Raw genomic sequence first — 26,214 nt, 5'->3', positions numbered from 1 at the left:
AGGCGGCGGAATCAGGCGTTTGCGAGCGCGAGGAAGACCAGCACGAGGATCGAGATCACGGCCCCCCAGGTAACGAAGCGGACGAAGCCGTCGAAGGTCTTTTCCTGGGTCCGGATATCCATGGTTCCGGGCTTGTGTTCGGCCATTTCGTCGCTCCTGCGTTCGCGTCTTGGCCCGAATAGCCGATTCAACGCGGCCTGTCACGCCTTACCCATAATGCTGGGGCCAAGAAAATTCCAATTTTCTTGGAAAAAATCCGTATGGATTTTTTTGCTCCGGGCGGCGGCCGTTTCACTTGCGGTCGAGATCGGCGGCCAGCCGGAAGCCGATCCGGCGCGGTTCCTCGACCTCCGGAGCCTTGGGCAGGGCCCGCAGCATGACGTTCAGCTGGCTCACATGCTGGATCAGCTGGTTGCGGCTGCCCGCATCGTCGCGGCCGTAGAAGGTCACGATGTCGGGGTCGAAATAGCCGATCCCTTCGATCCGGAGCACCCCGGCATCGCCGCCGGTGAAGCCCATCGCCACCTCGTGCTCGTTGTCGAGCTGGGCCTCGAAATTCTTGATGTACAGGATCAGCCGTTCATAGGCCCACTGGGCCGGGCTCTTGTCCTCGATCGGCTGGGAGGCGACGCTATGGGGCAGGGGCTCCAGTTCGGCCGTCTTCGGCGCGTCCGGCGCGGTGTGCACGACCCTCGCGCAGGGAAGGGCGGAGGCTTCGTGAACCTCGGCCGAGGTATGGATCATGTCGGTGGGTTCGTGGTCTGCCACAGCCAGGCTCCGTCTTCGCGTTTCGCGCGCACCGCAAGGCCCGCATGCAGAAGATGGTTCAGATGCGCCACCGCTTCAACCAGCGCGAGCCCGTATTCACCCTCGCCGATGGGGCGCTTGAAGAGCGGGGAAAAGCACTCGGCGGCGGTTCGCGGCGTGGCGAGATGCGCCTGAAGCCGGGCAAGCGCGCCGGTATGGTTCTCGATCATCTGGGTGAGCCGTGTGGGCAGGCCGGTGAAGGGCAGCTTGTGGCCGGGCAGGACGAGCTGGTCCGCGCGGGCATGGGGGCGGAAGGCCTCGCAGCTCGCGATCCACTCGGCGACCGGGTCGGCGCCGGGCTCAGAGGCGTAGACGCCGAGATTGGCCGAGATCGACGGCAGGAGCTGGTCGCCGCCGATGACGAGATCGCCGTCAACCTCCCAGAAGGTGGCGTGGTCGGGCGCATGGCCGTGGCCGATGCGGACGATCCAGTCGCGCCCGCCCATCCTCAGCCGCTGGCCCTCGGCAATCCGGGTATAGCCCAGCGGCAGGGGCGCCACGACATCGCAGAAGTTGAACGGCCGTTCGGCGGCGCGGGCCGCGAAGAGGTCGGGGGCCATCCCGGCGGCGCGCCAGAAATCGAGCGTCTCGGCCACCGGGACCGGATGTTCGTCGAGCGTCAGCATCCGCGCGAAGAGCCAGGAGGTCCGGGTGGTCAGAAGCTCCGCCCCCCGCGCCTGGAACCAGCCGGCGAGGCCGACATGGTCGGGGTGGTAATGCGTCACCACGACCCGTCGGACCGGCTTGCCTTTCAGCGGGCCGGCGAGCGCGGCCTCCATCGCCGCGCGGGTGCGGCGGGTGTCGAGCCCGGTATCGACGAGCGTCCAGCCGTTGCCGTCGTCGAGCGCGTAGATGTTGACGTGATCGAGCGCCATCGGCAGCGGCAGCCGCAGCCAGAGGACGCCCTCGGCCACCTCGACCGCCTCGCCCGTTCCGGGCGCGCGGTCGAAGGGGTAGCGGATGCCGTCAGTCGCGATGGCGGGAATCGCGGTCACGAGGTCAGCGCCTCTGGTGTCAGCGCAAGGACCGCATCGGCACCGTCACGCGCCGCGGCGAGATGCGCGGCGTAGAGCGGCAGGCGGCTGCCGATGTAGAACCGGGCGAGCGCCGCGCGCGGACCGGCCCCGCCCTCGGCCATCGCCGCCTTCAGGTGGTAATGCGCGCCGAGCACGCGGGCGAAGGCCTCAAGGTAGGCGGTCGCGCCGGCATTGCGGTCCGCGCCCTCGCGCCCGACCATCCACTCGGTCGCCTCGCGCAGCGTCTCGGCGGCCGCCCAGACCGCGCCGGCAAGGTCGGGTTGATCGCCGCGGGCGGCTTCGGCGCCGGCCTCGATCTCCTCGAGCAGCCGGAAGGCCACCTCGCCGCCATCGGCGAGCTTGCGGCCGACGAGGTCCATCGCCTGGATGCCGTTCGTGCCCTCGTAGATCGCGGTCACGCGGACGTCGCGGTAGAACTGCGCCACGCCCGTCTCTTCGATGAAGCCCATGCCGCCGTGAACCTGCATCGCGGTCTCCGCGACGCGGATCCCGGTCGCGGTGCCGAAGGCCTTGGCGATCGGGGTGAGGAACGCGGCCCGCGCGGCCCAGTCCGCCTCGTCGGTCGCGGTGCCCATGTCGCTCGCCTGCGCGCAGGCGAGCGCGATCGACCGTGCGGCGAAGGTGTCGGCGCGCATCTCGCCCAGCATCCGGCGCACGTCGGCGTGTTCTATGATCGGGCCGAACTGCTGGCGCTCGGCGGCGTAGTCGGTCGCGGCCTGGCAGGCGGCCTCGGCGACGCCGATCCCCTGCATCGCGACGCCGAGCCGGGCGTTGTTCATCATGGTGAACATCGCCGCCATGCCCCGGTGCTCCTCGCCGACGAGCCAGCCGGTCGCGCCCTCGTAGGACATCACGCAGGTGGGCGAGCCGTGGAGGCCCATCTTGTGTTCGAGGCTGACGACCTTGACGGCGTTCGCCGCGCCCGGATTGCCGTCGGCGTCGGGGAGGTATTTCGGCACGAGGAAGAGGCTGATCCCCTTGGTGCCCGCGACCGCGCCGGGCAGGCGGGCGAGGACGAGGTGGCAGACATTGCCGGTGAAGTCGTTGTCGCCCCAGGAGATGAAGATCTTCTGGCCGGTGACGGCATAGGTGCCATCGCCGTTCGGCTCGGCCTTGGTCCGGAGCGCGCCGACATCGCTGCCCGCCTGCGCCTCGGTCAGGTTCATCGTGCCGGCCCATTCGCCGGAGACGAGCTTCGGCAAGTAGAGCGCCTTCAGCGCATCGCTTGCATGGTGGTCGAGCGCCTCGATCTGGCCCTGTGTCATGAGGGGCAGGAGCTGCAGCGAGAGACAGGCCCCCGACATCATGTCATGGATCGCCATGTTGAGTGTCTGCGGCAAGCCCATCCCGCCATGCTCGGCCGGAGCCGAGACCGAGACCCAGCCGCCCTCGCGGATCGCCGCATAGGTCTCGGCGTAGCCCGGAGAGGTCCGGACCGTGCCGTTCTCGAGCCGCGCCGGCGCCAGGTCGCCCGCCCGCTGCACCGGGGCGAGGGCGGTGTCGCAAAGCTTCGCCGCCTCGGTCAGGATTGCCTCGGCGAGATCGCCCGTCGCCTCGCCGAAGCGGGCGGTGGCGGCGATGGGCGCCAGCGGCACGACATGGTCGAGGATGAAGCGAATATCGGCGACGGGCGAGCGGTAGGGCATGGGGCACTCCTGATCCCGCGGCTTGGCAAGTCCGGCCGCGGCGCGTATGTCCTTGGTTCGGGGCGCATGATTGCCGCAACGTCAGCCCCCTTCAACCTGAACGCTGCGTCACGAAAGGCGCGAGAGGCCGTGACAGAGATCCTTGCCCCGACGCCCGACGGACTTGCCCGCGCCGCGCGCTTCCTCAAGGCCGAGGAACTGGTCGCCTTTCCGACCGAGACGGTCTATGGGCTCGGTGGCGATGCGCGCTCAGACATCGCGGTGGCGCGGATCTTCGAAGCCAAGGGGCGGCCGCGCTTCAATCCTTTGATCGTGCATTTGCCCGATCTCGACGCCGCCCACGCGGTCGGGGTCTTTGACGACGTGGCCGAGCGCGTCGCCTCGGCCTTCTGGCCGGGGCCCTTGACGCTGGTCGTGCCGCTCCGCCCCTCGGCGCGGCTCTCGCCGCTCGTCACCGCCGACCTGTCCTCGGTCGCGATCCGGGTGCCGGCGCATCCGGTGGCGCAGCAGCTTCTGCGCGCCTTCGGCGGGCCGGTTGCGGCGCCCTCGGCCAATCCCTCCGGCCGGGTCAGCCCGACGCGGGCGGAGCATGTGCTGGCGGGGCTTCAGGGCCGGATCGCCGCCGTGGTCGATGGTGGCCATTGCGAGGTCGGGCTCGAATCGACGATTCTCGGGCTGGCGGGCGAACCGGTGATCCTGCGCCCGGGGGGCATCCCGGCCGAGGCGCTTGAAGCCTGCCTTGGTCGCCCGCTCGCGACCGGGGGAGATGCCGCAAAGCCCTCCGCGCCGGGCCAGCTCGCCTCGCATTACGCGCCCTCGGCTCGGGTGCGGCTCGAGGTGACGCGACCGGAACCCGGGGAGTTCTGGCTCGGCTTCGGGCCCGAGGCGGCGGTGGCCGATCTCAATCTGTCGCCGAATGGCGATCTGGTCGAGGCGGCGGCGAACCTCTTTCACTATCTGCGCGAGGCGGATGCGCGGGCAAAGGGCGCGATCGCGGTCTCGCCGGTGCCGGAAAAGGGGCTCGGGCGCGCGATCAACGACCGCCTGCGCCGCGCCGCCGCGCCGCGGGGGTAGCGGTTCTGCTATTGGAAACATGACTTGATCCGGGCATACCGGATGGCGCCGGGCGCTTCCCTCCCCCCTCGTGGGGGAGGGAGAGGGAGGGGGGGGCCACCCCCATCCCCTCCCCACGAGGGAAAGGGGAGGCGCTGGACCTTGGTGTGTCTTCTCATACCGGATTGTGGGCTAGTCGAGCGTCCTGCGGAACCGCATCAGCGCCAGCGCCGAGAGGCCGAGAACGAAGAGGATGAGCGCCGCCATCGGCTGTGCGACGCCGGCATGGTCGGCCCCTTTCAACATCACCGCGCGGATCAGCCTCAGGAAATGCGTGAGCGGGAATATCTCGCCTAGCACCTGCGCCCAGTGCGGCATTCCGCGGTAGGGGAACATGAAACCCGACAGGAGGAGCGACGGCAGGAAGAAGAAGAACGTGAGCTGCATCGCCTGCATCTGCGTCCGCGAGGCGGTGGAGATGAGGTAGCCGAGGATCACCAGTGCCGCGACGAAGACGAATACCCCGAGGAGCAGAAGCGGCAACGCCCCGACGAAGGGCACGTCGAAGATCAGCTTTGCCGCGACGAGGACGACCGTGACCTGCACCGCCCCCACCCCGAGATAGGGCAGCACCTTGCCGAGCATGATCTCCAGCGGCGTTGCCGGCATCGACAGGAGGTTCTCCATCGTCCCGCGCTCGATCTCGCGCGTCAGCGCCATCGAGGTCATCATCACCATCGTCATCTGCAGGATCACGCCGAGGAGCCCCGGCACGATGTTGTACTGGGTGATGCCCTCGGGGTTGTAGCGTTCGTGCACGACGACCTCGATTCCGGCGGCCGAGGCCTCGGCGGCGGCGGCCTCGCCACCGCTCTCGCGCAAAAGGGCCTCGGCCGCGACCGTGCCGAGGGTGGAGATCGCGCCGGACGCGACCGAGGGATCGGTGGCGTCGGCCTCGATCAGGATCTGCGGATGGTCGCCGCGTTCCACCCGGCGGCCGAAATCCGACGGCACGGTGACGACGAAGGCAACCTCGCCCCGCGTGATCAGCGCCTCGGCCTCGGCGGCGGAGGCGGCGGGGTGGGTGAAGCGGTAATAGCCCGTCAGCTCCAGCGCCGTGACCATGGCGCGGGTGTAGCGGTCCTGCGTCGGCGCCACCAGCGCCGCCGGCAGGCCCTTCGGATCGGAGTTGATCGCGAAGCCGAAGAGCACGAGCTGGATCAGGGGAATGCCCAGCATCATCGCGAAGGTGATCCGGTCGCGCCGCATCTGGATCACCTCCTTGGCAAGGAGCGCGATCAGCCGGCCGAGGGAGAAATAGCGGCTCATCGCCCGGTATCCTTCGCATCGCCCATCAACTGGATGAAGACGTCCTCGAGGCTCGTCTCGGCCGCGCTCATCCGGCTGCCGGTCTCGGCCGCGACCCGTTCGGCGGAGGCGCGCAAGGAAGCGCCGTCGCGGCCGACGACATGCAGCGTCGCGCCGAAGGGCGCGACCTGATCGACGCCAGCTGCGCCGCGAAGCCGCCGCGCCGCCTCCGCCAGGGCCTCGCCTTCGAGGACCACCGTCGTCAGGCCCGCATCGCGCACCACCTCGGCGACGGTGCCCTTGGCGACGAGCCGGCCCGCGGAGATGTAGTTGATCCGGTGGCAGCGTTCGGCCTCGTCCATGTAGTGGGTCGAGACCAGCACCGTGAGCCCGTCGGCGGCGAGCCGGTGGATCTCGTCCCAGAACTCGCGCCGCGCCTTGGGGTCGACCCCGGCGGTGGGCTCGTCGAGCATCAGGAGCTTCGGGGCGTGCATGATGCAGGCGGCGAGCGCGAGACGCTGCTTCCAGCCGCCCGACAGCGCCCCGGCGAGCTGGTGGCGGCGCGCGGTCAGCCCGAGGCCGGCGAGCGTGTCGGCGACGTGCTTCCGCGCCGGCTTGAGACCGTAGAGACCGGCGACGAAGTTGAGGTTCTCCTCGATCGTCAGGTCCTCGTAGAAGGAGAACCGCTGCGTCATGTAGCCGACCTCGCGCTTGATCGCCCGTCCGGCGCGACGGATGTCGTGGCCGAGGACATGGCCCTCGCCGGAATCGGGCGTCAGGAGCCCGCACATGAGCCGGATCGTCGTCGTCTTGCCCGAACCGTTGGGGCCGAGGAAGCCCGCGATCTCGCCCTTCCTTACGGTGAGCGAGACGTCGTCCACGACCGCCCGCCCGCCGTAGCGCTTGGTCAGGCCGCGGACCTCGATGGCGGCTTCGCCGTTCACCCTTCGGCTCCGGGCAGGCGAACGTCGACGATCTGGCCCGGCTTCAGGCCGGGCGCGTCCTCGGGCGTGGCCTCGATCAGGTAGACGAGCTTCTGGCGGTTCTCGAGCGAGTAGATCACCGGCGGGGTGAACTCCGGCGCGTCGGAGATGAAGGTGACGGTGGCGGCAAGGCCGGGCGCGCAGCCGTCGCAATTGACCGCGAGCGTGGAGCCCTGGGCGATCGCCGAGATCTGCGCCTCGGGGACATAAAGCCTGAGCTTGACCGCGCCGTCGGGCAGCATGGAGAGGACCGGCGCCGAGGGGCCGGCAAGCTCGCCCGGCGTGCGGATCACGTCGAAGACGCTGCCCGCCGCGGGCGCGATGAGCCGGCGTTTCGAGAGGTTCCATTCGGCCCGCGCCCGTGCCGCCGTCGCGCCCTTCACCGCGGCCTCGGCGGCGGCGATCTCCTGCGGCCGGGCGGGCAGTCGGGCGACGGCGAGACTGGCCTCGGCCTCGGCCACGCGGGCGCGGGCGACGGTCGCAGCGGTGGCGGCGTCATCGGCCTGCGTCGCGGTGGTGGCACCCCGTTGCGCGAGGCTCCGGAGCCGGTCCGCGGCGCGGTCGGCCTCCTCGGCCTGCGCCCGGGCCGAGGCGAGCGTGGCCTCGATGACGCGTATCTCCTCCGGCCGGCGGCCCTCGCGGAGGTTGGCGAGCTGGCTCTCCGCCTGCGCCAGCGCAGCCCGAGCCTCCGCCAGCGCGATCTCGGCGTCGCGGCGCTCCATCTCCGCCAGTACCGCGCCGGGCTCGACCCGGTCGCCGCGGGCAACGTTCAAGGCCTCGATCTGTGCGGTCGCCACCGGGGTGATCAGGACGTATTCGCCCTCGACATAGCCGGTGGCGAAGGGGGGCGGCGGTGCGCAGACGGAGAAGAGAGCTGAGAGGAGCGGTACGGTGCAGATGAAGGCGGTCATGGCAGGCGCTCCCTTGCGATGAGCGAATGGAGATTGGCGGCGAGGAGGTCGCCGATCCGCGTGGCCTCGGCGGGGCCAAGCCGGTCCCAACCCATGCGCCGGGTGACGACCGGGCGGCCGATGCGGAAATAGAGAACCTGCCCCACAAGCGAAAAGACCATGAGCCGTGTCGCCTCGCTTTCCGGTTCCCGTCCTGTGGCGGCGGCCCAGAGCGCGCAGAAGCGGCGGTGCATCGGTTCGATCATCGCGCCATAGACGGCGTCGAGCACCGCGCCGTCCTCGGCCACCTCGCGCAGCATGAAGGTGATGACGTCCTCGGCCTCGCGCGCGCCGGCGACGAAGCCGACCATGGCACGCAGGATCGCCTCCATCTGCCGGGCGGCCTGTTCGGCGCTGCCCGGTGTGGCCGAAGTGGCGGCGGCGATGACGGTGCCGATGCGGCGTGCCACCTCGGCGCCGCAAGCGGTCCGGAGGCCCTCCTTGGAGCCGAAGTGATAGGCGATCGAGGCGACGTTGGTGCCCGCCCGCGCGGCGATCTCGCGCGTCGAGGTGGCCGCGAAGCCCTTGTGGCCGAAAAGGTGCAGGGCGGCCGCGAGGAGGTCGGCGGCGGTGCCTTCGGGAACTTTGGGGGCATCGGTCATGGGGGCCACGGGTGAGTCGCTTGATTGAGTTTAATCAATCGTTTGATTAAACTCAATTTGAAACAGCATGAGCAGCAGAGACTCCGTTTTGGAACTATGCACACGCCCGGAACCAAGGCGCGCGGAACGCGCGCCGCCGGGCAGCGCCCGACCGCCCCCCGGGCGGGCGCTTCGTCGCCGTCCCGCGTGGATCACCGGAACGGCGAAACGTCGGGATAAAGCGCAGACCTCGGGCCGCGCGGCGCCCACCCGCGGTCGGGCACTGCCCGACTTTCGGCGCGCTGCCCCCCAGCAACCGCAAAGCCGATCCGCCGACCCCGGCCCCGCCGGAGAATGGCTTTCCTTGCCCCCCGCGATGCTCTACATCGGCGCGAACGGATGGACGCAGCGTAAGGCGCTTCTGACATGGACCATTTCCTCTATCGCGACGGCGCGCTTCATGCCGAGGACGTGGCGATTGCCGAGATCGCGGCCGCGGTCGGCACGCCGTTCTACGTCTATTCGACCGCGACGCTGACAAGGCACTACAAGCTCTTCGAGGAGGCGCTGTCGCCGCTGCCGCATCTCGTCTGCTTCGCGATGAAGTCGAATGCCAACCTTGCGGTGATCCGCACGCTTGCCGGGCTCGGCGCCGGGATGGATGTCGTCTCGGTCGGCGAATACCTCAAGGCAAAGGCCGCCGGCGTGCCGGGCGAACGCATCGTCTTTTCCGGCGTCGGCAAGACCCGGACCGACATGCGGACCGCGCTCGAAGGCGGCATCCGCCAGTTCAACGTCGAGAGCGAGCCGGAGCTTCTGGCCCTGAACGAGGTCGCGACCTCGCTCGGCTTGCGCGCCCCGATCACGATCCGGGTGAACCCGGATGTCGATGCGAAGACGCACGAGAAGATCGCCACCGGCAAGAAGGAAAACAAGTTCGGCATCCCGATCAGCCGCGCCCGCGCGGTCTATGCCGAGGCGGCGGCGCTGACGGGGATCGAGGTGGTCGGCATCGACGTCCATATCGGCAGCCAACTTGTCGACCTGGAGCCGTTCGAGCAGGCCTATCTCAAGGTCGCCGAGCTGACGAAGCTGCTCCGTGCCGACGGCCACGACATCCGCCGGCTCGACCTCGGCGGCGGGCTCGGAATCCCCTATGAGCGGTCGAACGCGGCGCCGCCGTTGCCTCTCGACTACGGCGCGGTGATCAAGCGCACCGTTGGCGATCTCGGCTGCGAGATCGAGATCGAGCCGGGGCGGCTCATCTCCGGCAACGCCGGGCTCCTGGTCAGCGAGGTGATCTACGTGAAGTCCGGCGAGGAACGCGAGTTCCTCATCGTCGACGCGGCGATGAACGATCTCGTGCGACCTTCGATGTACGGCGCGCATCACGACATCGTCCCGGTGATCGAGCCGGCGCCCGGCACCGAGACCAAGCCCTACGACATCGTCGGCCCGGTCTGCGAGACCGGCGACACTTTCGCCAAGCAGCGCCAGCTGCCGCCGCTGAAGGCCGGCGACCTCATCGCTTTCCGGTCTGCCGGCGCCTATGGTGCCGCGATGGCCTCGGAATACAACATGCGCCCGCTCATTCCCGAGGTTCTGGTGAACGGGGATCAATTCGCCGTAATTCGCGCCCGTCCGACCTATGACGAGATGATAAACCGCGATACTCTCCCTTCGTGGCTCTGACGCGCATGTCCGCGCGGTCGGGGCGGAACGGAGACCGGCGGCCGGTGTGACCAGGATCAAGCCCCTTCCGCACGAGGTGCTGAGGCACCTCAGATGGCCCGTGCGCCTGACGCGGGCCGGAATGGTGGCCGAACGCATCACCCGCGGCTTCTGGCCGGTCTGGACCATCCTCTTCACGCTCATCGCCGCGCTGGCCTTCGGCCTGCACGAGACGCTGCCGGTCGAGGCGCTGTGGATCGGCGGCGTGATCGCGCTCGGCGGGCTCGGCTGGGCGCTGCTGCGCGGCATCCTGAAGTTCCGCTGGCCCACCCGCGCCGAGGCGCTGGCGCGGCTCGACCTGACCCTGCCGGGGCGCCCGATCTCGGCGCTTGGCGATGCCCTGGCGCTCGGCACAGAGGATGACGGGTCGCGCACCGTCTGGCGCGCCCATATCGCCCGCATGGCCGCCCGCGCCGCAACCGCCCGCGCCGCCGCGCCGGACCTGCGCGTCGCCGCCCGCGATCCCTTTGCCTTGCGTTACGCCGCGCTTACCGCCTTCGTCGCAGCACTCCTCTTCGGGTCGCTCTGGCGGATCGCCGAGGTGCCGGGGCTCGCCGCGCCGGGCGGCGAGGCGATGGCTGCCGGCGGCCCCTCGTGGGAAGCCTGGGCCGAGCCGCCCGCCTATACCGGGCGTCCGAGCCTCTATCTCAACACCATCGACGCCGGGACAATCGAGCTGCCGGAAGGCAGCCGCGTCACGCTGCGCCTATACGGCGCGGCCAGCGATCTCGGCGTCGAGGAAACCGTCTCGGGCCGCGCACCGTCGCCCGAGACGGGCGAAGCTCCGGTCGATACCGCGAGCGTCCGCGCGATCGACTTCGAGGCGGTGCAAAGCGGCCGCCTCGCAATCACCGGCTCGGGCGGGCGGGAATGGCGGCTGACGGTGCTGCCAGATGCTCCACCCACGGTGGCGATCACCGGCAAGGTCATGCGCGAGGCCGACGGCACGATGTCGCAGCCCTTCACCGCGAGCGACGATTACGCCGTTACGGCGGGGCGCGCTCTGATCGAGCTGGATCTCGGCGCTGTCGACCGCCGTCACGGGCTCGGCCCCGATCCCGAACCGCGCGAGGTGCTGATCTACGACCTGCCGATGCCGATCACCGGAAGCCGCGCCGAATTCGCCGAGGCGCTGGTCGAGGATGCCTCCAAGCATGCGTGGGCCAACCTGCCGGTGAAGATGACCTTCGAGGTCGTCGATGGCCGCGACCAGACCGGCACGAGCGAGACCGAGGCGCTGGTGCTGCCGGGGCGGCGGTTCTTCGATCCGGTCGCCGCCGCGATGATCGAGTTGCGCCGCGACCTGCTCTGGACCCGCGACAACGCCCGCCGCGTCAGCCAGATCCTGCATGCGCTGACCCACCGCCCCGAGGGCCTGCTGCGCAACGAACGCGCCTACCTGATGATCCGTGTCGCGATGCGCCGGCTCGATGCGGCGCTTGTCCAGGGGCCGCTTAGCGAGGCCATGCGCGACGAGCTTGCCGAGGCGCTCTGGGAGATCGCCGAGCTGATCGAGGACGGCGGGCTCGCCGATGCGCTCGAACGGATGCACCAGGCCCAGAAACGGCTCTCGGAGGCGATCCGCCGCGGTGCCTCGCCCGAGGAGATCCAGCGCCTGATGGACGAGCTCCGGCAGGCGACGAACGACTACATCCGCAAGCTGGCCGAGAACATGGAGCGGCAGGGCGCGGACGAGCCGAGCCAGCAGGCCCAGAACAACCAGCAGATCACCGGCGACCAGCTTCAGCAGATGATGGACGAGATCCAGCGGCTGATGGAGGAAGGCCGCATGGCCGAGGCGCAGGAGCTGCTCGACCAGCTCAGCCGGATGATGGAGAACCTGCGCGTCACCGAGGGTCAGAACGGCGAGGGGCAGCAGGGGCCGGGCGGTCAGGCGATGGAGAACCTGCGCCAGACGCTTCGTGACCAGCAGGGCCTGTCGGACGAGGCGTTCCGGGACCTGCAGCAGCAGTTCGGCGACCAGCAGGGGCAGCAGGGTCAGCAAGGCCAGCAGGGCCAGAACGGCCAGCCGGGCGAAGGCCAGGCGCAGCAGGGTCAGGACGGCCAGACGCCCGACGGGACCGGCGAGGGCCCGAGTGGCGAGCGCAGCCTTGCCGAGCGCCAGCGGTCTCTACGCGACGCCCTGCGCCAGCAGGAGGGCAACCTGCCCGGCTCTCCCTCCGATGAGCGCGAGGCGGCGCGGCGCGCCCTTGACGAGGCCGGGCGCGCGATGGACGGGGCCGAAGAGGCGCTGCGGCGCGGCGACCTGCCCGAGGCGATCGACCGCCAGGCCGAGGCGATCGAGAACCTGCGCGAGGGGTTGCGCAACCTCGGCGAGGCGCTGGCGCAGAACCAGCCGGGTCAGCCCGGCAATCAGGGCGAGGCGTTCGGCGATGCGAACCAGCAGATGCCGCGCGATCCTCTCGGCCGTATGGCCGGGCAGTCGGGCCGTATTGGCACCGACGAGAACATGCTGCAGGGCACGGATATCTACCGCCGCGCGCGCGACCTTCTCGACGAGATCCGTCGCCGCTCGGGCGATCAGACCCGCCCGGCCGACGAACTCGACTATCTGAAACGTCTTCTCGACCGGTTCTGAACCGGCCGGCGCCGGGGCGCCCGGGGGTCAGCTGCCCTCGGGGTTCCGCTGCAGGGATGCGGTCAGCGACTGGATCTGGGTATCGAGCCAGATCCGCGCGGAATCGACCCCGGCGACATAGCTCGATAGCGCGGGTTCCAGCGACGGCACGCTCTGTGCAAGGGGCGGCGCGGCGACGTAGAGAAACATCAGCAGGAGTGCCGCGAAGAGCGCCGTGGAAAACCCGAGCCGGAAGCCCGAGCGGCGGCGTCGCAGGGTTTCGGGCGCGTCGATCGAGGCCGGTTCGTCGCCGCGCTCGGAGGTGGCGCGGAGCGTCGAGTTGATCGCCTCGATATCCGGCAGAAGCTCGCGCCGCGAAGCGCGGGAGACGAGCGCATCGTCATCGGCGTCGTCGTCATCGCCGCGCATCCGCGCCATCCGCTCGGCGGTTTGCTCGATTCGCGGCGGGACGTGGGCCTCGGCAGGCGCGGCGGAGGTGGCGGGGCCGTGATGGGGCTCGACAGCGGAGCCTTCGGACTGCCGCGCCATTTCCTCGCGCTCGGCTTCCTCGCGCAGAACGTTGCGGACCGCGTCGTCGAGGATGCGCCGCCGGTCGGCGGCCATGCGCATCGCGGGCGAATCCTCAGGCTCCTCGGCCGTCGGCTCCTCTGCCCCGGCCGGCGGAGCGCGACGGACCTCGTCATCGGCCGCGCCAGCCAGCGCCGCCCTGACAAGCTCGGTTTCGCGGTCGGAGGTTTCGGAAGCCGGCGACGTCTCTGGTCCAGCGTCGTCCAGCGGATCCCCGGAAAACGATGGTTCCGTTTCAGACCCGGCGGCTTCGGGCTCGTCATGCGCCGCTAGGGCGGGGCTTTCTTCGATTTCGGTCTCGGCGACCGGCTCGGCTACGGTGGTCGGATCGGTCTCGGGCTCCGCGGCACTTTCGGTCGGCGCCGCGGCAGCGGCGGTCTGGCCTTCGGCTTCGGCTTTCAGCCTTTCGGCCGAGACCTGAAACCACGCATGGCCGCAATTCGAGCATTGGACGTCACGTCCCGATTCAGGGATGGCGCTTTCGTCCACTTCGTATTGAGCGCCGCAACTGGGGCACGTCAGCCGCATGTCGATCCTACCCGTTTCACCCGCCGCATTTCCCGTGCAAGGCCGTTCTGGCCATTGTTATGAGCCTGTTGTAGCAAGCAACGGCACATCGTCCAAGCACAAGTGGCGCGGAACGTAAAATCAGATGCGGGGCATGGCACAACTGCCATGAGCGAACAGGGGCAGGCGGTGATCGAATTCGAGAACGTGGCACATGGATATGGCGGCGGACCGCTCCTGTCGGAGGTCACGCTGAGCCTCGCGCCGGGGTCGTTCCACTTCCTCACCGGACCCTCGGGCGCGGGCAAGTCCACCTTCCTAAAGCTGTGCTACGGCGAACTGGCGCCGGTCGCCGGGCGGATCGCGCTCTTCGGCCAGGAGCTCGACGCGATGTCGCGCGACGATATCGCCCGCCTGCGCCAGCGGATCGGAGTCGTCCATCAGGACTGCCAGTTTCTCGACCATCTGCCGCTGGCCGACAACGTCGCCCTGCCGCTGACCGTCTCGGACCGCGAGGCCGATCCGAACGAACTGCGCGAGCTCATCGCCTGGGTCGGGCTGACAGGGCGGCTCAAGAGCCTGCCGCCCGCGCTTTCCGGCGGCGAGCGCCAGCGCGCGGCGCTGGCCCGCGCGGTGATCATGTCGCCCGACGTGCTGCTCGCGGACGAGCCGACCGGCAATCTCGACTGGGAGATGTCGCTGCGCCTGCTGTCGCTTCTGGTGGAGCTGAACCGGATGGGCAAGACGATCGTCGTCGCGACCCATGATCTCAACCTCATCCGTGCCGCGAAGCCGCAGGTCTCGGCCCGCGTCCTGAGAATCAAGGACCGGCGATTGCTGCTGGCGGGGGCCGAGCTGTGATGGTCCGTCTCAACCGCGTCGCGGCGCTCCTGACCGGCGACTCCCGCTCCGCCCAGGTGGTTCCCCCCTCGGGTTCGGCAGCCTGGCTGACCGTGCTTGCCGCCGCCGCGATGGCGCTGCTCGCGGTCTTCGCGCTGGCGCTGACGCTCGCCACCGGCCGGCTGGCGGAGCGCTGGTCCGGCGCGCTTTCGCAAAGCGCCACGGTGCGGATCACGGCGCCGCAGGAGCGGATGGAAGCGCAGACCCGTCAGGTGCTCGACATTCTTGCCACGACACCTGGCGTCGCGGACGCCCGCGCCATCGAACCGGCCGAGACGCGGGCGCTGCTCGCTCCGTGGTTCGGCCCCGATCTGCCGGTCGAGAGCCTGCCCATCCCGCAGCTCATCGAGGTGACCGAGACGGCCGGCGGTTTCGACGCCGAGGGGCTGTCGCTGCGGCTCAAGGCAGAGGCGCCCGGCGCGACGCTCGACGACCACATGCGCTGGCGCAAGCCGCTGGTGGAGGCGGCGGGGTGGATCCGGGCGCTGGGATTTCTAGCGCTCGGCCTGACCGGCGCCGGGATGGCGGCTATGGTTACGCTCGCCGCGCAGGCCGCGCTCGCCGCGAACCGGCAGGTGATCCGCGTGCTGCGGCTGATCGGCGCGCGCGACGCCTACATCGGCCGCGCCTTCGTGCGCCGGTTCACGCTCCGCGCCTTTTTCGGAGCCCTCGCCGGCACGCTGCCGGGCATGGCGGCGGTGGCGCTCCTGCCCGCGGCATCCGAGGCGGGCGGGTTCCTCACCGGGCTCGGCTTCTCGGGTGCCCAGTGGCTCTGGCCGCTGGCAATTCCGCCCGTGGCGGCTATCGTGGCCTTCTGGGCGACGCGCGCCGCGGCGTTCCGGATGCTTCGGGAGGTGCAATGAGGCTGGCGCTGCAATACCTGCTGTCGGTGATCTTCATCGTCCAGATGTACCTCGCGATGGCGCTTTTCGCGCTCTTCTGGACCCCGTTCGTGATGCTGCGCCGCGAGGCGGTCTTCGACGCGGTCCATTCCTATTGCCGCTGGGTCCGCACCTCGGCCGCCGTGCTGGTCGGGCTGAAATCGGAAATCCGCGGCGAGGTTCCCTCGGACGAGGTGCTGATCGGTGCCAAGCACCAGAGCTTTTTCGACATCATCCTGATGGTCTCGGTGCTGCCGCGGCCGAAATTCATCATGAAGAAGGAACTGCTCTGGGCGCCGATCGTCGGCTGGTACGCCAAGAAGCTCGGCTGCATCCCGGTCGATCGCGGCAAGCGCGGCAAGGCGATCAAGATGATGGTCGCCGCGGTGCAGGCGGGCATCGCCTGGCCCGGCCAGATCATCATCTATCCCCAGGGCACCCGCGTCGCGGCCGGCGCGGCCAAGCCATACAAGGTCGGGGTCGGCGTACTTTATTCGCAGCTCGGGCAGGATTGCGTGCCCGCCGCCACCAATGTCGGCGTCTTCTGGCCGCGCCACGGCCTGCTGCGCAAGCCCGGCCTTGCCGTTGTCGAGTTCCTGCCGCGGATTCCGGCCGGGCTGCCGGTCGAGGCCTTCATGGAACGGATCGAACCCGAGATCGAAGGCGCCTCGAATCGCCTGATGGCCGAGGCCGGGTTTCCATCCGGCCGCCGATAGGCGGCTACCGGCGGGTCAGTCGAGCTTCGGCTGCCGCAGAATCGAGACGTTCGGTGGGGCGCTGTCGGCACTGGTATCGGGCATCAGCAGGTCTTCGAGGAAGAACGCGATGAGCTGGGTGCGGTTGGTGAGGTTCGACTTGCGGTAGACGCTCGCCGCGTGCTGGCGGACGGTAGCGACGGTGCTGTCGCGAAGCGCCGCGATCTCCTTGTGCGACAAGCCCTTGAGCATGAGCCCCGCGACGTCGACCTCGGCCGAGGTCAGATCCCATGCGCTGAACTGCGTGGCAATGGCCCGCGACAGCCCTTCGACATGCGCCCGCACCGTCTTGCGCCAGTGCTCGCTGTCGCGCCGCGCCCGCACCAGCCCCTCCATCAGCGCGGCGCGCTCCAGACGCATGTCGCGCGCCTCGACCAGCATGTTCGCTGTGAAGGCGACAGCGCCGATCAGCAAGAGCAGTTCGGCGATGTCGGCGGCCAGGGTCACCGGATCGAACGGATCGGGCGCACGGATATGCTCGACTGTGAAAAGGGTTGCGTATAGCGCACCCGCTAGGCAGGCGAAGAGGAGAGGACGTCGCATCGTTCCTCCTTTCATGGCATCTGCATGATACCATGTTTCCGGCCTCACGGATATCGTGACACGGCCTCGCCGAGCGGGATTGTCCGTCCGTCGCCGGGCTCAGGCCGTCAGACCCTTCGAGCCCATCTTGAGGAACTTCTCGCGCCGGTCCTTCACGAGTTCTGCCGGTTTCATGTCGCCGAGCTCCTTGAGCATCGCGCCGATCGCGGTGCCGACGCTCCGGATCGCCTCGTCGCGCTGGCGCTGGGCGCCGCCGAGCGGCTCGGGAATGATCCGGTCGATCACGCCGAGCTTCAGGAGATCCTGTGCCGTCAGCCGCAGCGCGTTCGCCGCCTCGCGCATCCGCTCGGCGTCCTTCCACAGGATCGAGGCGCAGCCCTCGGGCGTGATCACCGAATAGATGGAATGCTCCAGCATCGCGACCCGGTTCGCCGTGGCGAAGGCCACCGCCCCGCCCGAACCGCCCTCGCCGATCACGACAGAGATCAGCGGCACGCCGATTTCCAGGCATTTCTGGGTCGAACGAGCGATCGCCTCGGACTGGCCGCGCTCCTCCGCGCCCTTGCCGGGATAGGCGCCGGGCGTGTCGACGAGCGTGATCACCGGCAGCCGGAAGCGGTCGGCGAGGTCCATCAGGCGGATCGCCTTGCGGTAGCCCTCGGGCCGGGCCATGCCGAAATTGCGCTCGATCCGGGTCTTGGTGTCGGAGCCCTTCTCCTGCCCGATCACCACCACCGGCTGGTCGTCGAACCGTGCGAGGCCGCCCATCACCGCGTGGTCATCGGCGAAGTTGCGGTCGCCGGCGAGCGTCGTGAACTCGGTGAAGAGCGTGTCGATGTAGTCCTTGCAATGCGGCCGGTCGGGGTGGCGCGCGACCTGGCATTTCCGCCAGGGATCGAGATTCTTGTAGAGATCCTTCAAGAGGTCCGCCGACTTCTTGTCGAGCGCGGCGGCCTCCTTGGAGACGTCCATTCCTTCGTTCTTGCGGGCGAGCGCCCGAAGTTCCTCGGCCTTGCCTTCGATCTCGGCCAGCGGCTTTTCGAATTCGAGGTAGTTCATGGCGCTCTCTCTCAAGGGTCAGCGGTCTATATGCCGACAGGCGCCGGCTTATGCAACTCCATGCGTTCCCGCGTGGACAAGCGCGAGGGGCGGCCTTAGCGTCGCGCCCATCATGTCCGTCCCGATCGCCCTCGACAGCCGCGCTTCCTGGACCCGCCTCGCCATCGCGCTGCTGGCGGGTGTGGTGGGCAACGTGGGCATGTGGGCGGTGATCCTCGTCATGCCGGCGGTCGAGGCGGAGTTCGGCACCGACCGGGCAGCCGCCGCGCTGCCCTACACGCTGACGATGGTGGGATTCGCGCTTGGGAACTACCAGATCGGCCGCGCGGTCGACCGCTTCGGAATGGCCGCCGCGCTGGTCGCATCGGCGCTGCTGATCGCGGCGGGCTACGCGCTGGCGGCGGCGAGCGGCTCGATGGCCGCGCTCTCGGCGGTGCATTTCCTCGTCGGCTTCGGCTCGGCGGCGAGCTTCGGGCCGCTGATCGCGGATGTCTCGCAATGGTTCCTCAGGCGCCGCGGTATCGCCGTCGCGCTCGTGGCGAGCAGCAACTACCTTTCCGGTGCGATCTGGCCGGTGGCGCTTTCCGGCCTGCTTGAGACGCAGGGCTGGCGCGCGGTCTATCTCGTGCTGGCGGTGCTAACGCTCGCGGTGGTCATACCGCTCGCGCTCCTGCTCCGTCGCCGCCTGCCGGAAGACATGGCAGAGCACACGACCCGCATTGCCGCCGAGCGCGCCGCGACGACCGGGCTGTCGCCCCGGGCGCTGCAATGGCTTCTTGCGATCGCGGGCGTCGGCTGCTGCGTGGCGATGTCGATGCCGCAGGTCCACATCGTCGCCTACTGTGTCGATCTCGGCTTCGGCGCCGCGATCGGGGCCGAGATGCTGTCGCTGATGCTCCTCGGCGGCGTCGCCTCGCGACTCGTCTCGGGTTTGATGGCTGATGTCCTTGGCGGGGTGCGCACGCTTCTTGTCGGTTCGGCGCTGCAGGCGATCGCGCTCGTGCTCTACCTCCCCTCCGCGGGACTCACACCGCTCTATGTCGTCAGCCTCGTATTCGGACTCGCGCAGGGCGGCATCGTGCCCTCCTACGCGGTCATCGTGAGGGAATACCTCCCTGCGAAGGAAGCCGGTGCGCGGGTCGGCTTCGTGATGATGGCGACGATCGTCGGCATGGCGCTCGGCGGCTGGATGTCGGGCTGGATCTACGACCTCACCGGATCCTACCGGATGGCCTTCGTCAACGGCATCGGCTGGAACCTCGTGAACCTCGCCATCGTTCTTACCGTTCTCATGCGAACGCGCCCTCGCCTGACGGCGATGGGACTTCGCGATTGATCGCGCTCATCCCCGTAAAAGCCGTGTCTGTTAGCGTGCTCTCAGGTGCAATTCCGGGCAGGGGGGAAATGGGTCATGCGACATCCGTTCAAGGAACTCCGGGATCTCGCCGGCGCCTTCAGGCTCCATCGGCTGTTCCAGAGGATCGAGAGGGGTACGGCCGCGGATCTGGCGGCATATCAGGAGGATAGACTCAGGCTGGTCGTGCGCCATGCCGCCACGCATTCACCCTATTACCGCGATTTGTGCTCGCATCTGGACCTGTCCGGCGCATTCTCGCTGCGGGACCTGCCGATCACCGGCAAACGCGAGATGATGGAGAACTTCGACCAGTGGGTCACCGATCCCCGGCTAAGGCTTGCCGATCTGGAGCGTCAGATCGCCACCGATCCCGGGGAAGAGTATTTCCTTGGTGAGTACCGCATCGCGTCCACCAGCGGGTCGAGCGGGCTGCGGGGGATCTTCGTCTATGACCGGGCCGAATGGCAGGTCGTGATCGCCGCCGCTTTGCGCTGGGCGGAGATGTTCGGCGTGTCGCCCTTCGAACTCAGCCATAAGCGGCTGGCCTCCATCAAGGCCGACAAGCCGAGCCATCCGACGTCGCGGCTGGGGCAGAGCATGCGGCTGGGTCTGCGCAACCTCCTGCTGCTGGACGCAACAGCGCCGCTTGACGAGATCGTCAGGGGGCTGAACGACTACCAGCCGGAACTGCTGATGGGCTACGCGTCCGTCATCAGCCTTTTGGCGATCGAGCAGATCGAAGGCCGACTTAAGATCGCCCCGGACATGGTCGCGACCTTCAGCGAAATGCTTGGGGAAGAGCGGGTCGACCGCGCGCGGCGGGCCTGGGGGGTGACGCCCTTCAACCATTACGGGGCGGCCGAGCAGATCACCATCGCCGCCGACTGCGAGCGGCACGAAGGGCTTCACCATTTCGCCGACATGTCGATCATCGAGATCGTTGACGAGAACAACGATCCGGTTCCCCCCGGCGCGCCCGGACACCGGGTTCTGCTGACCAACCTGCACAAGTTCGTGCAGCCGATCATCCGCTACGAGCTGACGGACCTGATCACACAGAGCCCGCTTTCCTGCCCCTGCGGGCGGCCATTCCCGGTGCTGGCCGAGATCGGCGGTCGAACCGAGGACGTCATCGCCTTCCGGGCGGCGGATGGCGAGCCGGTCCGCGTGCCGCCGCTCGTCATCCATATCGCCATCGCCCAGAACCCCGACGTGACCGAATATCAGTACAGCGCCGCGCCGGACTGGCTGCTCGTGCGTGTCGTGCCGAGAGGATCTGCGGACCGTGTGCGGCTTGCCGATGCGCTCCGGTCGTCGGTGGCCTCTGCGCTCGGTCGGCTGGGCGTGACTGAAATCCGGGTAGAAGTGGAGATCGTGGAGCGGATCGCGCGCTCGGGCGACATGATGGGGAAGGTCAAGGTCAGGGTGTGACCGGGCCCGCCGCCACTGGCTCAGCCCGCGATCATCTCGGCCTGACGCACGATCACCTCTGCCTGCTTGATCGAGGCGATGTCGACCAGCCGGCCCTTGTAGACGGTGGCCCCGGCGCCCTCGGACTTGGCCTTTTCCATCGCGGCGAGGATCTCGCGCGCCTCGGTCACCTGGGCCTCGGAAGGCGTGAAGACCTCGTTGCAGAGAGCCACCTGCCTGGGGTGGATCGCCCATTTCCCGACCATGCCGAGCGTCGCCGAGCGCCGCGCCTGGGCGCGGAAGCCCTCGTCGTCGGAGAAGTCGCCGAAGGGGCCGTCGACCGGCAGAACGCCGTGGGTGCGGCAGGCCGCGACAATGGCCGCCTGGGCCCAGTGCCAGGGATCGGACCAGTGCTTCTGGCCCTCGCGGACCATGTAGTAGTTCTCCTGCGTGCCGCCGATCCCGGTGGTCTGCATCCCCATCGAGGCGGCGAAGTCGGCAGCGCCGAGGCTCATCGCCTGAAGCCGCGGCGAGGAGGCCGCGATCGCCTCGACATGGGCGATGCCGGCGGCCGATTCGATGATGACTTCCAGCGAGATACGCTTCCTGCGGCCCTTCGCCGCCTCGATCGCCGTCACCAGCGCGTCGACCGCGTAGACATCGGCGGCGCAGCCCACCTTGGGGATCATGATCTGGTCGAGCCGGTCGCCGGATTGTTCAAGAAGATCAACGACGTCGCGGTACCAGTAGGGCGTGTCGAGACCGTTGATCCGGACGCTGAGATACTTGTTTCCCCAGTCCACGTCGCCGATCGCCTGGATGATGTTCTTCCGCGCCTCGGGCTTGTCGTCGGGGGCGACCGAATCCTCCAGGTCGAGGTTGATCACGTCAGCCGCCGAGCCCGCCATCTTCTCGAAGATCGCCGGACGCGAGCCGGGGCCGAAGAGCTGGCAGCGGTTCGGGCGGGCAGGGGCGGCGGGCTGGAGGCGGAAGCTCATCGGCAAAATCCTTCGGCAAGGAAGTTTCGTGAAGTCTATGTGTTCGGATAGAATATTGCGCTGCGCTGCGCAAGCATGCTTTTGCAGGTGCAGAAATTCGCGGGGGGCCACGGGTGTGATGTCCGTATGCCCCGCGTACCGCCCGCGTACAGATGCCGTACCGACGCGCGCCGCCGCCGGACCGGCTTGACGGCGGGCCGGGGCGGCGCGACACAAAGGGCCCCGGAGCCGGTCCGGGGCCGTTCCGGAGACCGCCCATGACGCTGAGCCTGACCGAGGACACCTTCCCGCTGGCGGAGGTCTTCACCATCTCGCGCGGGTCGAAGACCGAGGCGCGGGTGCTGACCGCGACCGTCAGCCGCGACGGCGTGTCCGGCCGCGGCGAATGCGTGCCCTACGCCCGCTACGGCGAGAGCGTCGCGAGCGTGGCGGACCAGATCGCGAGCCTGCCCGAGGGCATCGGCCGGGCGGCGTTGCAGGCGGCGCTGCCGCCCGGCGCGGCGCGCAATGCGGTCGATTGCGCGCTCTGGGACTGGGAGGCGAAGCGCGCGGGCCGCCGGGCCTGGGAGATCGCGGGCTGCGCCGCGCCGGGGGCGATGGTCACCGCCTTCACGCTCTCGCTCGATACGCCGGAGCGGATGCGGGCGGCGGCGGCGCGGGCCGCGCAGCGGCCGGTCCTGAAGATCAAGCTTGGCGGCGAGGGCGACATGGCGCGGCTCGAAGCGGTCCGGACGGGCGCGCCGGCGGCGCGGATCATCGTCGATGCCAACGAGGGCTGGACGGCGGAGCTTTACGCGGAGCTCGCGCCGCATCTCCTCCGGCTCGGGGTGGTGCTGGTCGAGCAGCCCTTGCCCGCCGGCGATGACGCGATGCTCGCCGAGATCGCCCGGCCGGTGCCGGTCTGCGCCGACGAGAGCTGCCACGACCGTGCCTCGCTCGCCGCGCTCAGGGGCCGCTATGACCTGGTGAACATCAAGCTCGACAAGACCGGCGGGCTGACCGAGGCGCTGGCGCTGAGGGAGGCGGCGCGGGCGGCGGGATTCGGGATCATGGTCGGCTGCATGGTCGGCTCATCGCTCGCGATGGCGCCGGCGGCGGTGGTGGCGGAGGGGGCGGCGTTCGTCGATCTCGACGGACCGCTCCTGCTCGCGCGGGACCGCGACCCGGGGCTGGACTACGAGGGCTCCGTGCTCATGCCGCCGGTCGCGGCGCTCTGGGGCTGAGACGGGGTCAGCGCCCCTAGGACGGCTCCGTCGTGACGGTGGTGAGCGCGCGGCAGGGCGCGTCGCCGAGGCAGAGATAGCTGTGCTCGAACTCCGACTCGAAATAGATCGAATCGCCGGCATCGAGCCGGCGCACCGAGCCGTGGATGTCGATGCCGAGGCTGCCGCTCATCACGTAGACGATCTCGACGCCGGCATGGGAATGGGGCGCGGACGCCGGGGCGCCGGGCGGGAACTCTGCCAGATAGGCCTCCATCCGGCGATCGGTGACGGGGAAGTCGAGGCTTTCGAAGTGGAAGGTCGGCTCGCCCGTGGGCGTGTTGGGTAGCCGCAGCCGGTCCTTCTGGCGCACGATCTCGACGATCGGCACGACTTCACCTTCGGCGAAGAAATGCTCCAGGCCGACGCCGAAGACCAATGCGATGCGCATCAGCGTCGGCAGCGTCGGAAAGAGCTGTCCCCGCTCGATGCGCGAGAGCATCCCGGCCGAGAGCCCGGAATGTTCGCCGAGCTGCTCCAGCCCCAGCCCCTTCGCCGTCCTCAGACCCCGGACCTTCTGACCGATTCGGTAGGCTTCCAGCCGGTCATTCAGCGTTTCGGACAGCATTTTCCTGCTCCCTCTTTGCGTCTCACGAAAATACACCTGCCGGTATTTTCGCATAGTTAAATAATTGTGCATATCACGCAAAAGTGCGTGACGCGACAAACTTTGTCGTGTCATTAAAATATCCGTCGCCGTTCCAATCAAGTCCCGAGGCGGCTCGATACGAAAGGATGAACCATGAAATTCCGTAAGCCTTTTCTGCCCGCGATCTCGCTGGCTGCGGCCTTGACCATGACCGCCATGCCGGCGCTATCCGAAACCGTCGATATCGTCGATACGGCGGTCGCGGCCGGTGACTTCGGCACGCTCGCGGCGGCGCTGACGGCCGCCGACCTGGTCGACACCCTCAAGGGCGAGGGGCCGTTCACGGTCTTCGCGCCGACCGACGAGGCCTTCGCGGCGCTTCCCGAGGGCACGGTCGAAGACCTCCTCAAGCCCGAGAACAAGGACAAGCTGGCCGCCGTTCTGACCTACCACGTCGTGCCGGGCAAGGTGATGTCGACCGACCTGACGAACGGCATGCAGGCAGCAACCGTCAATGGTGCCGACGTGACCATCATGACCGACGGCGGCGTAAAGGTGAACGACGCGAGCGTCACGGCCGCCGATGTCGAAGCCACGAACGGGGTCATCCACGTCATCGACAAGGTCATCCTGCCGCCGATGTGACCCCCAATCGGAGGGGGCGGTGCGCCCCCTCCTTACCTCACGGAAGGAGAGGACATGATGATGAGACGCAATGCCTTGCGCGCCCTCGTTGCGGCGACGGCAATCGCAATGATTTCCGCCTGCGCGACGACGCAGAGCAGCGGGCCGGACGTGGTCACGGTCGCGGCTACCAACGAGGATTTCTCGACACTGGTTGCCGCCATCCGGGCGGCGGGGCTGGAAGAGACGCTGAGGGGCGACGGACCCTTCACGGTCTTTGCGCCGACGAACGCGGCCTTCGCCGCGCTGCCGGCCGGCACGGTCGATGACCTGCTGAAGCCGGAGAACAAGGATAAGCTCGTGTCGGTTCTCACCTACCATGTCGTGCCCGGCAACGTGACCTCGAGCCAGATCGCGGGCCAGCGCCTCGACGTCGCGACCGTCCAGGGCGGTTCGCTGCGGGTCGACGCGCGCGATGGCGTTCGCGTCAACGACGCCAACGTGACGGGCGTGGATGTGATGGCGACCAACGGCGTCGTCCACGTCATCGACTCCGTCCTGCTGCCACCGAACTGACCTGACAGCGCCCGGCCCGTGCGGCCGGGCATCGGAAGCATGAAAGACACGACATGTCCGTTCTCAACCGCATCACACTCGGTTTCGTCATCATAGGTGCCTTGAACTGGGGCTTTGTCGGCCTTGCGAATTTCGATCCAGTCGCCGCGATCATGGGGGACGGCAGCCTGCTGTCGCGCCTCGTTTACTTACTAGTAGGCCTGTCCGGTGTGTATCAGGCTAGTGCAGCGTGGATGGTGGCGACCCTGCGCGCCTGATCCTCTCAGCGCCAGGACAGGCGGTCCGGCGCGGTCCAGTGATGGGCCGCGCCGGACTCATGTGAGGCGGGCAGTCGGTTTCGGCGCGCAAGCGGCCTCTGCCCGGGGCGAACCGCTTGACGTAACGGTGCCGAGGCCCGATGAGAGGGGCGACAGCCGAGAGGAGCGCCGCGATGAGCCGTACCGTCTATGTGAACGGGGAGTATCTGCCCGAAGAGGAAGCGAAGATCTCGATCTTCGACCGCGGATTCCTGATGGCCGACGCGGTCTATGAGGTGACGAGCGTCCTCGGCGGCAAGCTGATCGACTTCGCGGGCCATGCCGAGCGGCTGCACCGGTCGCTGGCGCTTCTCGACATGCGCCAGCCGGTGACGGACGAGGAGCTGCTGGCGATCCACCGCGAGCTGGTGGCACGGAACGGGATCGAGGACGGGCTCGTCTATCTGCAGGTCACGCGCGGCAATCCCGGCGACCGCGATTTCGCCTTCCCGGACCCGGACCAGGTGAAGGCGGGGATCGTGCTCTTCACGCAGTCGAAGCCCGGCCTTGCGGACAACCCGGCGGCGAAGGTCGGCATGAAGGTGATCTCGATCCCCGACATCCGCTGGGGCCGGCGCGACATCAAGACGGTGCAGCTTCTCTACCCCTCGATCGGCAAGATGATGGCGAAGAAGGCGGGCTGCGACGATGCCTGGTTCGTCGAGGACGAGGGCGTGGTGACCGAGGGCACCTCGAACAACGCCTATATCGTCAAAGGCGGCAAGATCGTCACCCGGCAGCTGAGCGAGGACATCCTGCACGGCATCACCCGCGCCGCGATCCTGCGGTTTGCGCGCGAGGCGCAGATGGTGGTCGAGGAGCGGGCCTTCACCGTCGCCGAGGCGCAGGCGGCGGACGAGGCCTTCGTGACCTCGGCCTCGGCCTTCGTGATGCCGGTCGTGGAGATCGACGGCGTGGCGCTCGGGTCCGGCGAGCCGGGGCCGGTGACGCGGCGGCTTCGGGAGATCTATCTGGAGGAAAGCCGCAAGGCGGCGATCTGAGCCGGGGGCGCGCGGCGACCGGGGCGGCCCGCCGGAAGGCGACCACGGTTGCCCCATCCGCCGGGCTCGGAAGCGGCGAGCATGGCGTCTTCGGCCCGGTCCGCGGACCCTCGACGATCACACGCTTGCATCACCTCGCCGCCGTCTCGGGCTTGAAGCTTGGCTCCCGGCTCAATGTCGCGGAGGAAACGCGC

General features: G+C 68.8%; 26 protein-coding genes. 13 read left to right on the top strand and 13 right to left on the bottom strand.

From position 1 onward, the window contains the following. Positions 1 to 11 precede the first annotated feature (11 nt). From R5H32_RS09790 to R5H32_RS09775, 4 genes are all read right to left on the bottom strand, one after another. Positions 12 to 146: an aa3-type cytochrome c oxidase subunit IV gene (locus R5H32_RS09790; protein WP_318338497.1), complete on the bottom strand. Its 135-nt coding sequence runs from the start codon at positions 144 to 146 to the stop codon at positions 12 to 14. Positions 147 to 291: 145 nt separating this feature from the next. Beyond that, on the bottom strand, positions 292 to 744 hold the full coding sequence (locus R5H32_RS09785; RefSeq protein ID WP_318338656.1) for a DUF6173 family protein: 453 nt from the start codon (positions 742 to 744) through the stop codon (positions 292 to 294). Then, positions 741 to 1,802: an MBL fold metallo-hydrolase gene (locus tag R5H32_RS09780; RefSeq protein ID WP_412099008.1), complete on the bottom strand. Its 1,062-nt coding sequence runs from the start codon at positions 1,800 to 1,802 to the stop codon at positions 741 to 743. The genes R5H32_RS09785 and R5H32_RS09780 overlap by 4 nt, the downstream gene beginning before the upstream one ends. Further along, complete coding sequence (locus R5H32_RS09775) at positions 1,799 to 3,490, bottom strand: acyl-CoA dehydrogenase (RefSeq protein ID WP_318338496.1); 1,692 nt, start codon at positions 3,488 to 3,490, stop codon at positions 1,799 to 1,801. Before R5H32_RS09775 ends, R5H32_RS09780 begins: the two co-directional genes overlap by 4 nt. Positions 3,491 to 3,619: 129 nt before the next feature. On the opposite strand from R5H32_RS09775, the gene R5H32_RS09770 reads away from it, so the two are divergent. Next, the gene (locus R5H32_RS09770; RefSeq protein ID WP_318338495.1) at positions 3,620 to 4,564 is read left to right on the top strand and encodes an L-threonylcarbamoyladenylate synthase; all 945 of its coding nucleotides are present in this window, start codon (positions 3,620 to 3,622) and stop codon (positions 4,562 to 4,564) included. A gap of 171 nt (positions 4,565 to 4,735) precedes the next feature. Here R5H32_RS09770 and R5H32_RS09765 read toward each other — a convergent pair whose 3' ends face one another. From R5H32_RS09765 to R5H32_RS09750, 4 genes are read right to left on the bottom strand one after another with little or no spacing between them, the layout of a single operon-like run. Then, positions 4,736 to 5,872, bottom strand: a complete 1,137-nt coding sequence (locus R5H32_RS09765) for an ABC transporter permease (protein WP_318338494.1) — start codon at positions 5,870 to 5,872, stop codon at positions 4,736 to 4,738. Then, positions 5,869 to 6,795 carry an ABC transporter ATP-binding protein gene (locus tag R5H32_RS09760; protein ID WP_318338493.1) on the bottom strand — a complete coding sequence of 309 codons (927 nt, stop codon included), beginning with the start codon at positions 6,793 to 6,795 and terminating at the stop codon, positions 5,869 to 5,871. The genes R5H32_RS09765 and R5H32_RS09760 overlap by 4 nt, the downstream gene beginning before the upstream one ends. Continuing rightward, positions 6,792 to 7,745, bottom strand: a complete 954-nt coding sequence (locus R5H32_RS09755) for an HlyD family secretion protein (protein ID WP_318338492.1) — start codon at positions 7,743 to 7,745, stop codon at positions 6,792 to 6,794. The genes R5H32_RS09760 and R5H32_RS09755 overlap by 4 nt, the downstream gene beginning before the upstream one ends. Further along, the gene (locus R5H32_RS09750) at positions 7,742 to 8,386 is read right to left on the bottom strand and encodes a CerR family C-terminal domain-containing protein (protein ID WP_318338491.1); all 645 of its coding nucleotides are present in this window, start codon (positions 8,384 to 8,386) and stop codon (positions 7,742 to 7,744) included. The genes R5H32_RS09755 and R5H32_RS09750 overlap by 4 nt, the downstream gene beginning before the upstream one ends. Before the next feature lie 405 nt (positions 8,387 to 8,791). Here R5H32_RS09750 and lysA point away from each other — a divergent pair, with 405 nt between their 5' ends. Together lysA and R5H32_RS09740 are read left to right on the top strand one after the other, a co-directional pair. Beyond that, complete coding sequence (gene lysA, locus R5H32_RS09745; RefSeq protein ID WP_318338490.1) at positions 8,792 to 10,057, top strand: diaminopimelate decarboxylase; 1,266 nt, start codon at positions 8,792 to 8,794, stop codon at positions 10,055 to 10,057. 79 nt (positions 10,058 to 10,136) lie between these two features. After that, positions 10,137 to 12,695, top strand: a complete 2,559-nt coding sequence (locus R5H32_RS09740; protein WP_412099013.1) for a TIGR02302 family protein — start codon at positions 10,137 to 10,139, stop codon at positions 12,693 to 12,695. Positions 12,696 to 12,722: 27 nt separating this feature from the next. On the opposite strand, the gene R5H32_RS09735 is transcribed toward R5H32_RS09740, so the two are convergent. Continuing rightward, positions 12,723 to 13,751 (bottom strand): thioredoxin, encoded by a 1,029-nt coding sequence (locus R5H32_RS09735; protein WP_412099007.1) that lies wholly within the window; start codon positions 13,749 to 13,751, stop codon positions 12,723 to 12,725. A 207-nt stretch (positions 13,752 to 13,958) separates the two neighbouring features. Between R5H32_RS09735 and R5H32_RS09730 the strand changes: the two genes are divergently transcribed. Genes R5H32_RS09730 through R5H32_RS09720 form a run of 3 tightly spaced genes read left to right on the top strand, consistent with a single transcriptional unit; the run spans position 13,959 to position 16,266 of the window. Further along, on the top strand, positions 13,959 to 14,630 hold the full coding sequence (locus R5H32_RS09730; RefSeq protein ID WP_318338654.1) for a cell division ATP-binding protein FtsE: 672 nt from the start codon (positions 13,959 to 13,961) through the stop codon (positions 14,628 to 14,630). Beyond that, positions 14,630 to 15,532, top strand: a complete 903-nt coding sequence (locus tag R5H32_RS09725) for a cell division protein FtsX (protein ID WP_318338487.1) — start codon at positions 14,630 to 14,632, stop codon at positions 15,530 to 15,532. The genes R5H32_RS09730 and R5H32_RS09725 overlap by 1 nt, the downstream gene beginning before the upstream one ends. After that, a complete protein-coding gene (locus R5H32_RS09720) occupies positions 15,529 to 16,266 on the top strand; it encodes a lysophospholipid acyltransferase family protein (RefSeq protein ID WP_318338486.1) in 738 nt (245 codons plus the stop codon). The genes R5H32_RS09725 and R5H32_RS09720 overlap by 4 nt, the downstream gene beginning before the upstream one ends. Before the next feature lie 15 nt (positions 16,267 to 16,281). Here R5H32_RS09720 and R5H32_RS09715 read toward each other — a convergent pair whose 3' ends face one another. Next, complete coding sequence (locus R5H32_RS09715) at positions 16,282 to 16,848, bottom strand: helix-turn-helix transcriptional regulator (RefSeq protein ID WP_318338485.1); 567 nt, start codon at positions 16,846 to 16,848, stop codon at positions 16,282 to 16,284. A 99-nt stretch (positions 16,849 to 16,947) separates the two neighbouring features. Continuing rightward, entirely contained in the window at positions 16,948 to 17,907 is a 960-nt protein-coding gene (locus tag R5H32_RS09710) for an acetyl-CoA carboxylase carboxyltransferase subunit alpha (protein WP_318338484.1), read from the bottom strand. A 112-nt stretch (positions 17,908 to 18,019) separates the two neighbouring features. On the opposite strand from R5H32_RS09710, the gene R5H32_RS09705 reads away from it, so the two are divergent. Both R5H32_RS09705 and R5H32_RS09700 read left to right on the top strand, forming a co-directional pair. Next, positions 18,020 to 19,243, top strand: coding sequence for an MFS transporter (locus tag R5H32_RS09705; RefSeq protein ID WP_318338483.1), 1,224 nt, complete (start codon positions 18,020 to 18,022; stop codon positions 19,241 to 19,243). Between the two features lie 75 nt (positions 19,244 to 19,318). Beyond that, a complete protein-coding gene (locus R5H32_RS09700) occupies positions 19,319 to 20,695 on the top strand; it encodes a hypothetical protein (protein WP_318338482.1) in 1,377 nt (458 codons plus the stop codon). Positions 20,696 to 20,715: 20 nt separating this feature from the next. Here R5H32_RS09700 and R5H32_RS09695 read toward each other — a convergent pair whose 3' ends face one another. Beyond that, positions 20,716 to 21,672, bottom strand: coding sequence for an L-malyl-CoA/beta-methylmalyl-CoA lyase (locus tag R5H32_RS09695; protein ID WP_318338481.1), 957 nt, complete (start codon positions 21,670 to 21,672; stop codon positions 20,716 to 20,718). Between the two features lie 257 nt (positions 21,673 to 21,929). Between R5H32_RS09695 and dgcA the strand changes: the two genes are divergently transcribed. Then, positions 21,930 to 22,895 (top strand): N-acetyl-D-Glu racemase DgcA, encoded by a 966-nt coding sequence (dgcA, locus tag R5H32_RS09690; RefSeq protein WP_318338480.1) that lies wholly within the window; start codon positions 21,930 to 21,932, stop codon positions 22,893 to 22,895. A gap of 16 nt (positions 22,896 to 22,911) precedes the next feature. Here dgcA and R5H32_RS09685 read toward each other — a convergent pair whose 3' ends face one another. Continuing rightward, positions 22,912 to 23,502, bottom strand: a complete 591-nt coding sequence (locus R5H32_RS09685; protein WP_318338479.1) for an XRE family transcriptional regulator — start codon at positions 23,500 to 23,502, stop codon at positions 22,912 to 22,914. 228 nt (positions 23,503 to 23,730) lie between these two features. On the opposite strand from R5H32_RS09685, the gene R5H32_RS09680 reads away from it, so the two are divergent. The 4 genes from R5H32_RS09680 to R5H32_RS09665 all read left to right on the top strand — a co-directional run bounded on the left by R5H32_RS09680 (position 23,731) and on the right by R5H32_RS09665 (position 26,020). After that, complete coding sequence (locus R5H32_RS09680; RefSeq protein ID WP_412099012.1) at positions 23,731 to 24,168, top strand: fasciclin domain-containing protein; 438 nt, start codon at positions 23,731 to 23,733, stop codon at positions 24,166 to 24,168. Between the two features lie 57 nt (positions 24,169 to 24,225). After that, on the top strand, positions 24,226 to 24,723 hold the full coding sequence (locus R5H32_RS09675) for a fasciclin domain-containing protein (protein WP_318338653.1): 498 nt from the start codon (positions 24,226 to 24,228) through the stop codon (positions 24,721 to 24,723). A 53-nt stretch (positions 24,724 to 24,776) separates the two neighbouring features. Then, positions 24,777 to 24,980, top strand: coding sequence for a DUF378 domain-containing protein (locus R5H32_RS09670; protein WP_318338477.1), 204 nt, complete (start codon positions 24,777 to 24,779; stop codon positions 24,978 to 24,980). Between the two features lie 173 nt (positions 24,981 to 25,153). Beyond that, on the top strand, positions 25,154 to 26,020 hold the full coding sequence (locus tag R5H32_RS09665) for a D-amino-acid transaminase (RefSeq protein WP_318338476.1): 867 nt from the start codon (positions 25,154 to 25,156) through the stop codon (positions 26,018 to 26,020). The last annotated feature ends 194 nt before the right edge of the window (positions 26,021 to 26,214 follow it).

This window comes from Defluviimonas sp. D31, assembly GCF_033436765.1.
GTDB lineage: Bacteria > Pseudomonadota > Alphaproteobacteria > Rhodobacterales > Rhodobacteraceae > Albidovulum.
Note: the sequence above shows the minus strand (reverse complement) of the source record. Positions and strands in the feature narration are given on the sequence as shown.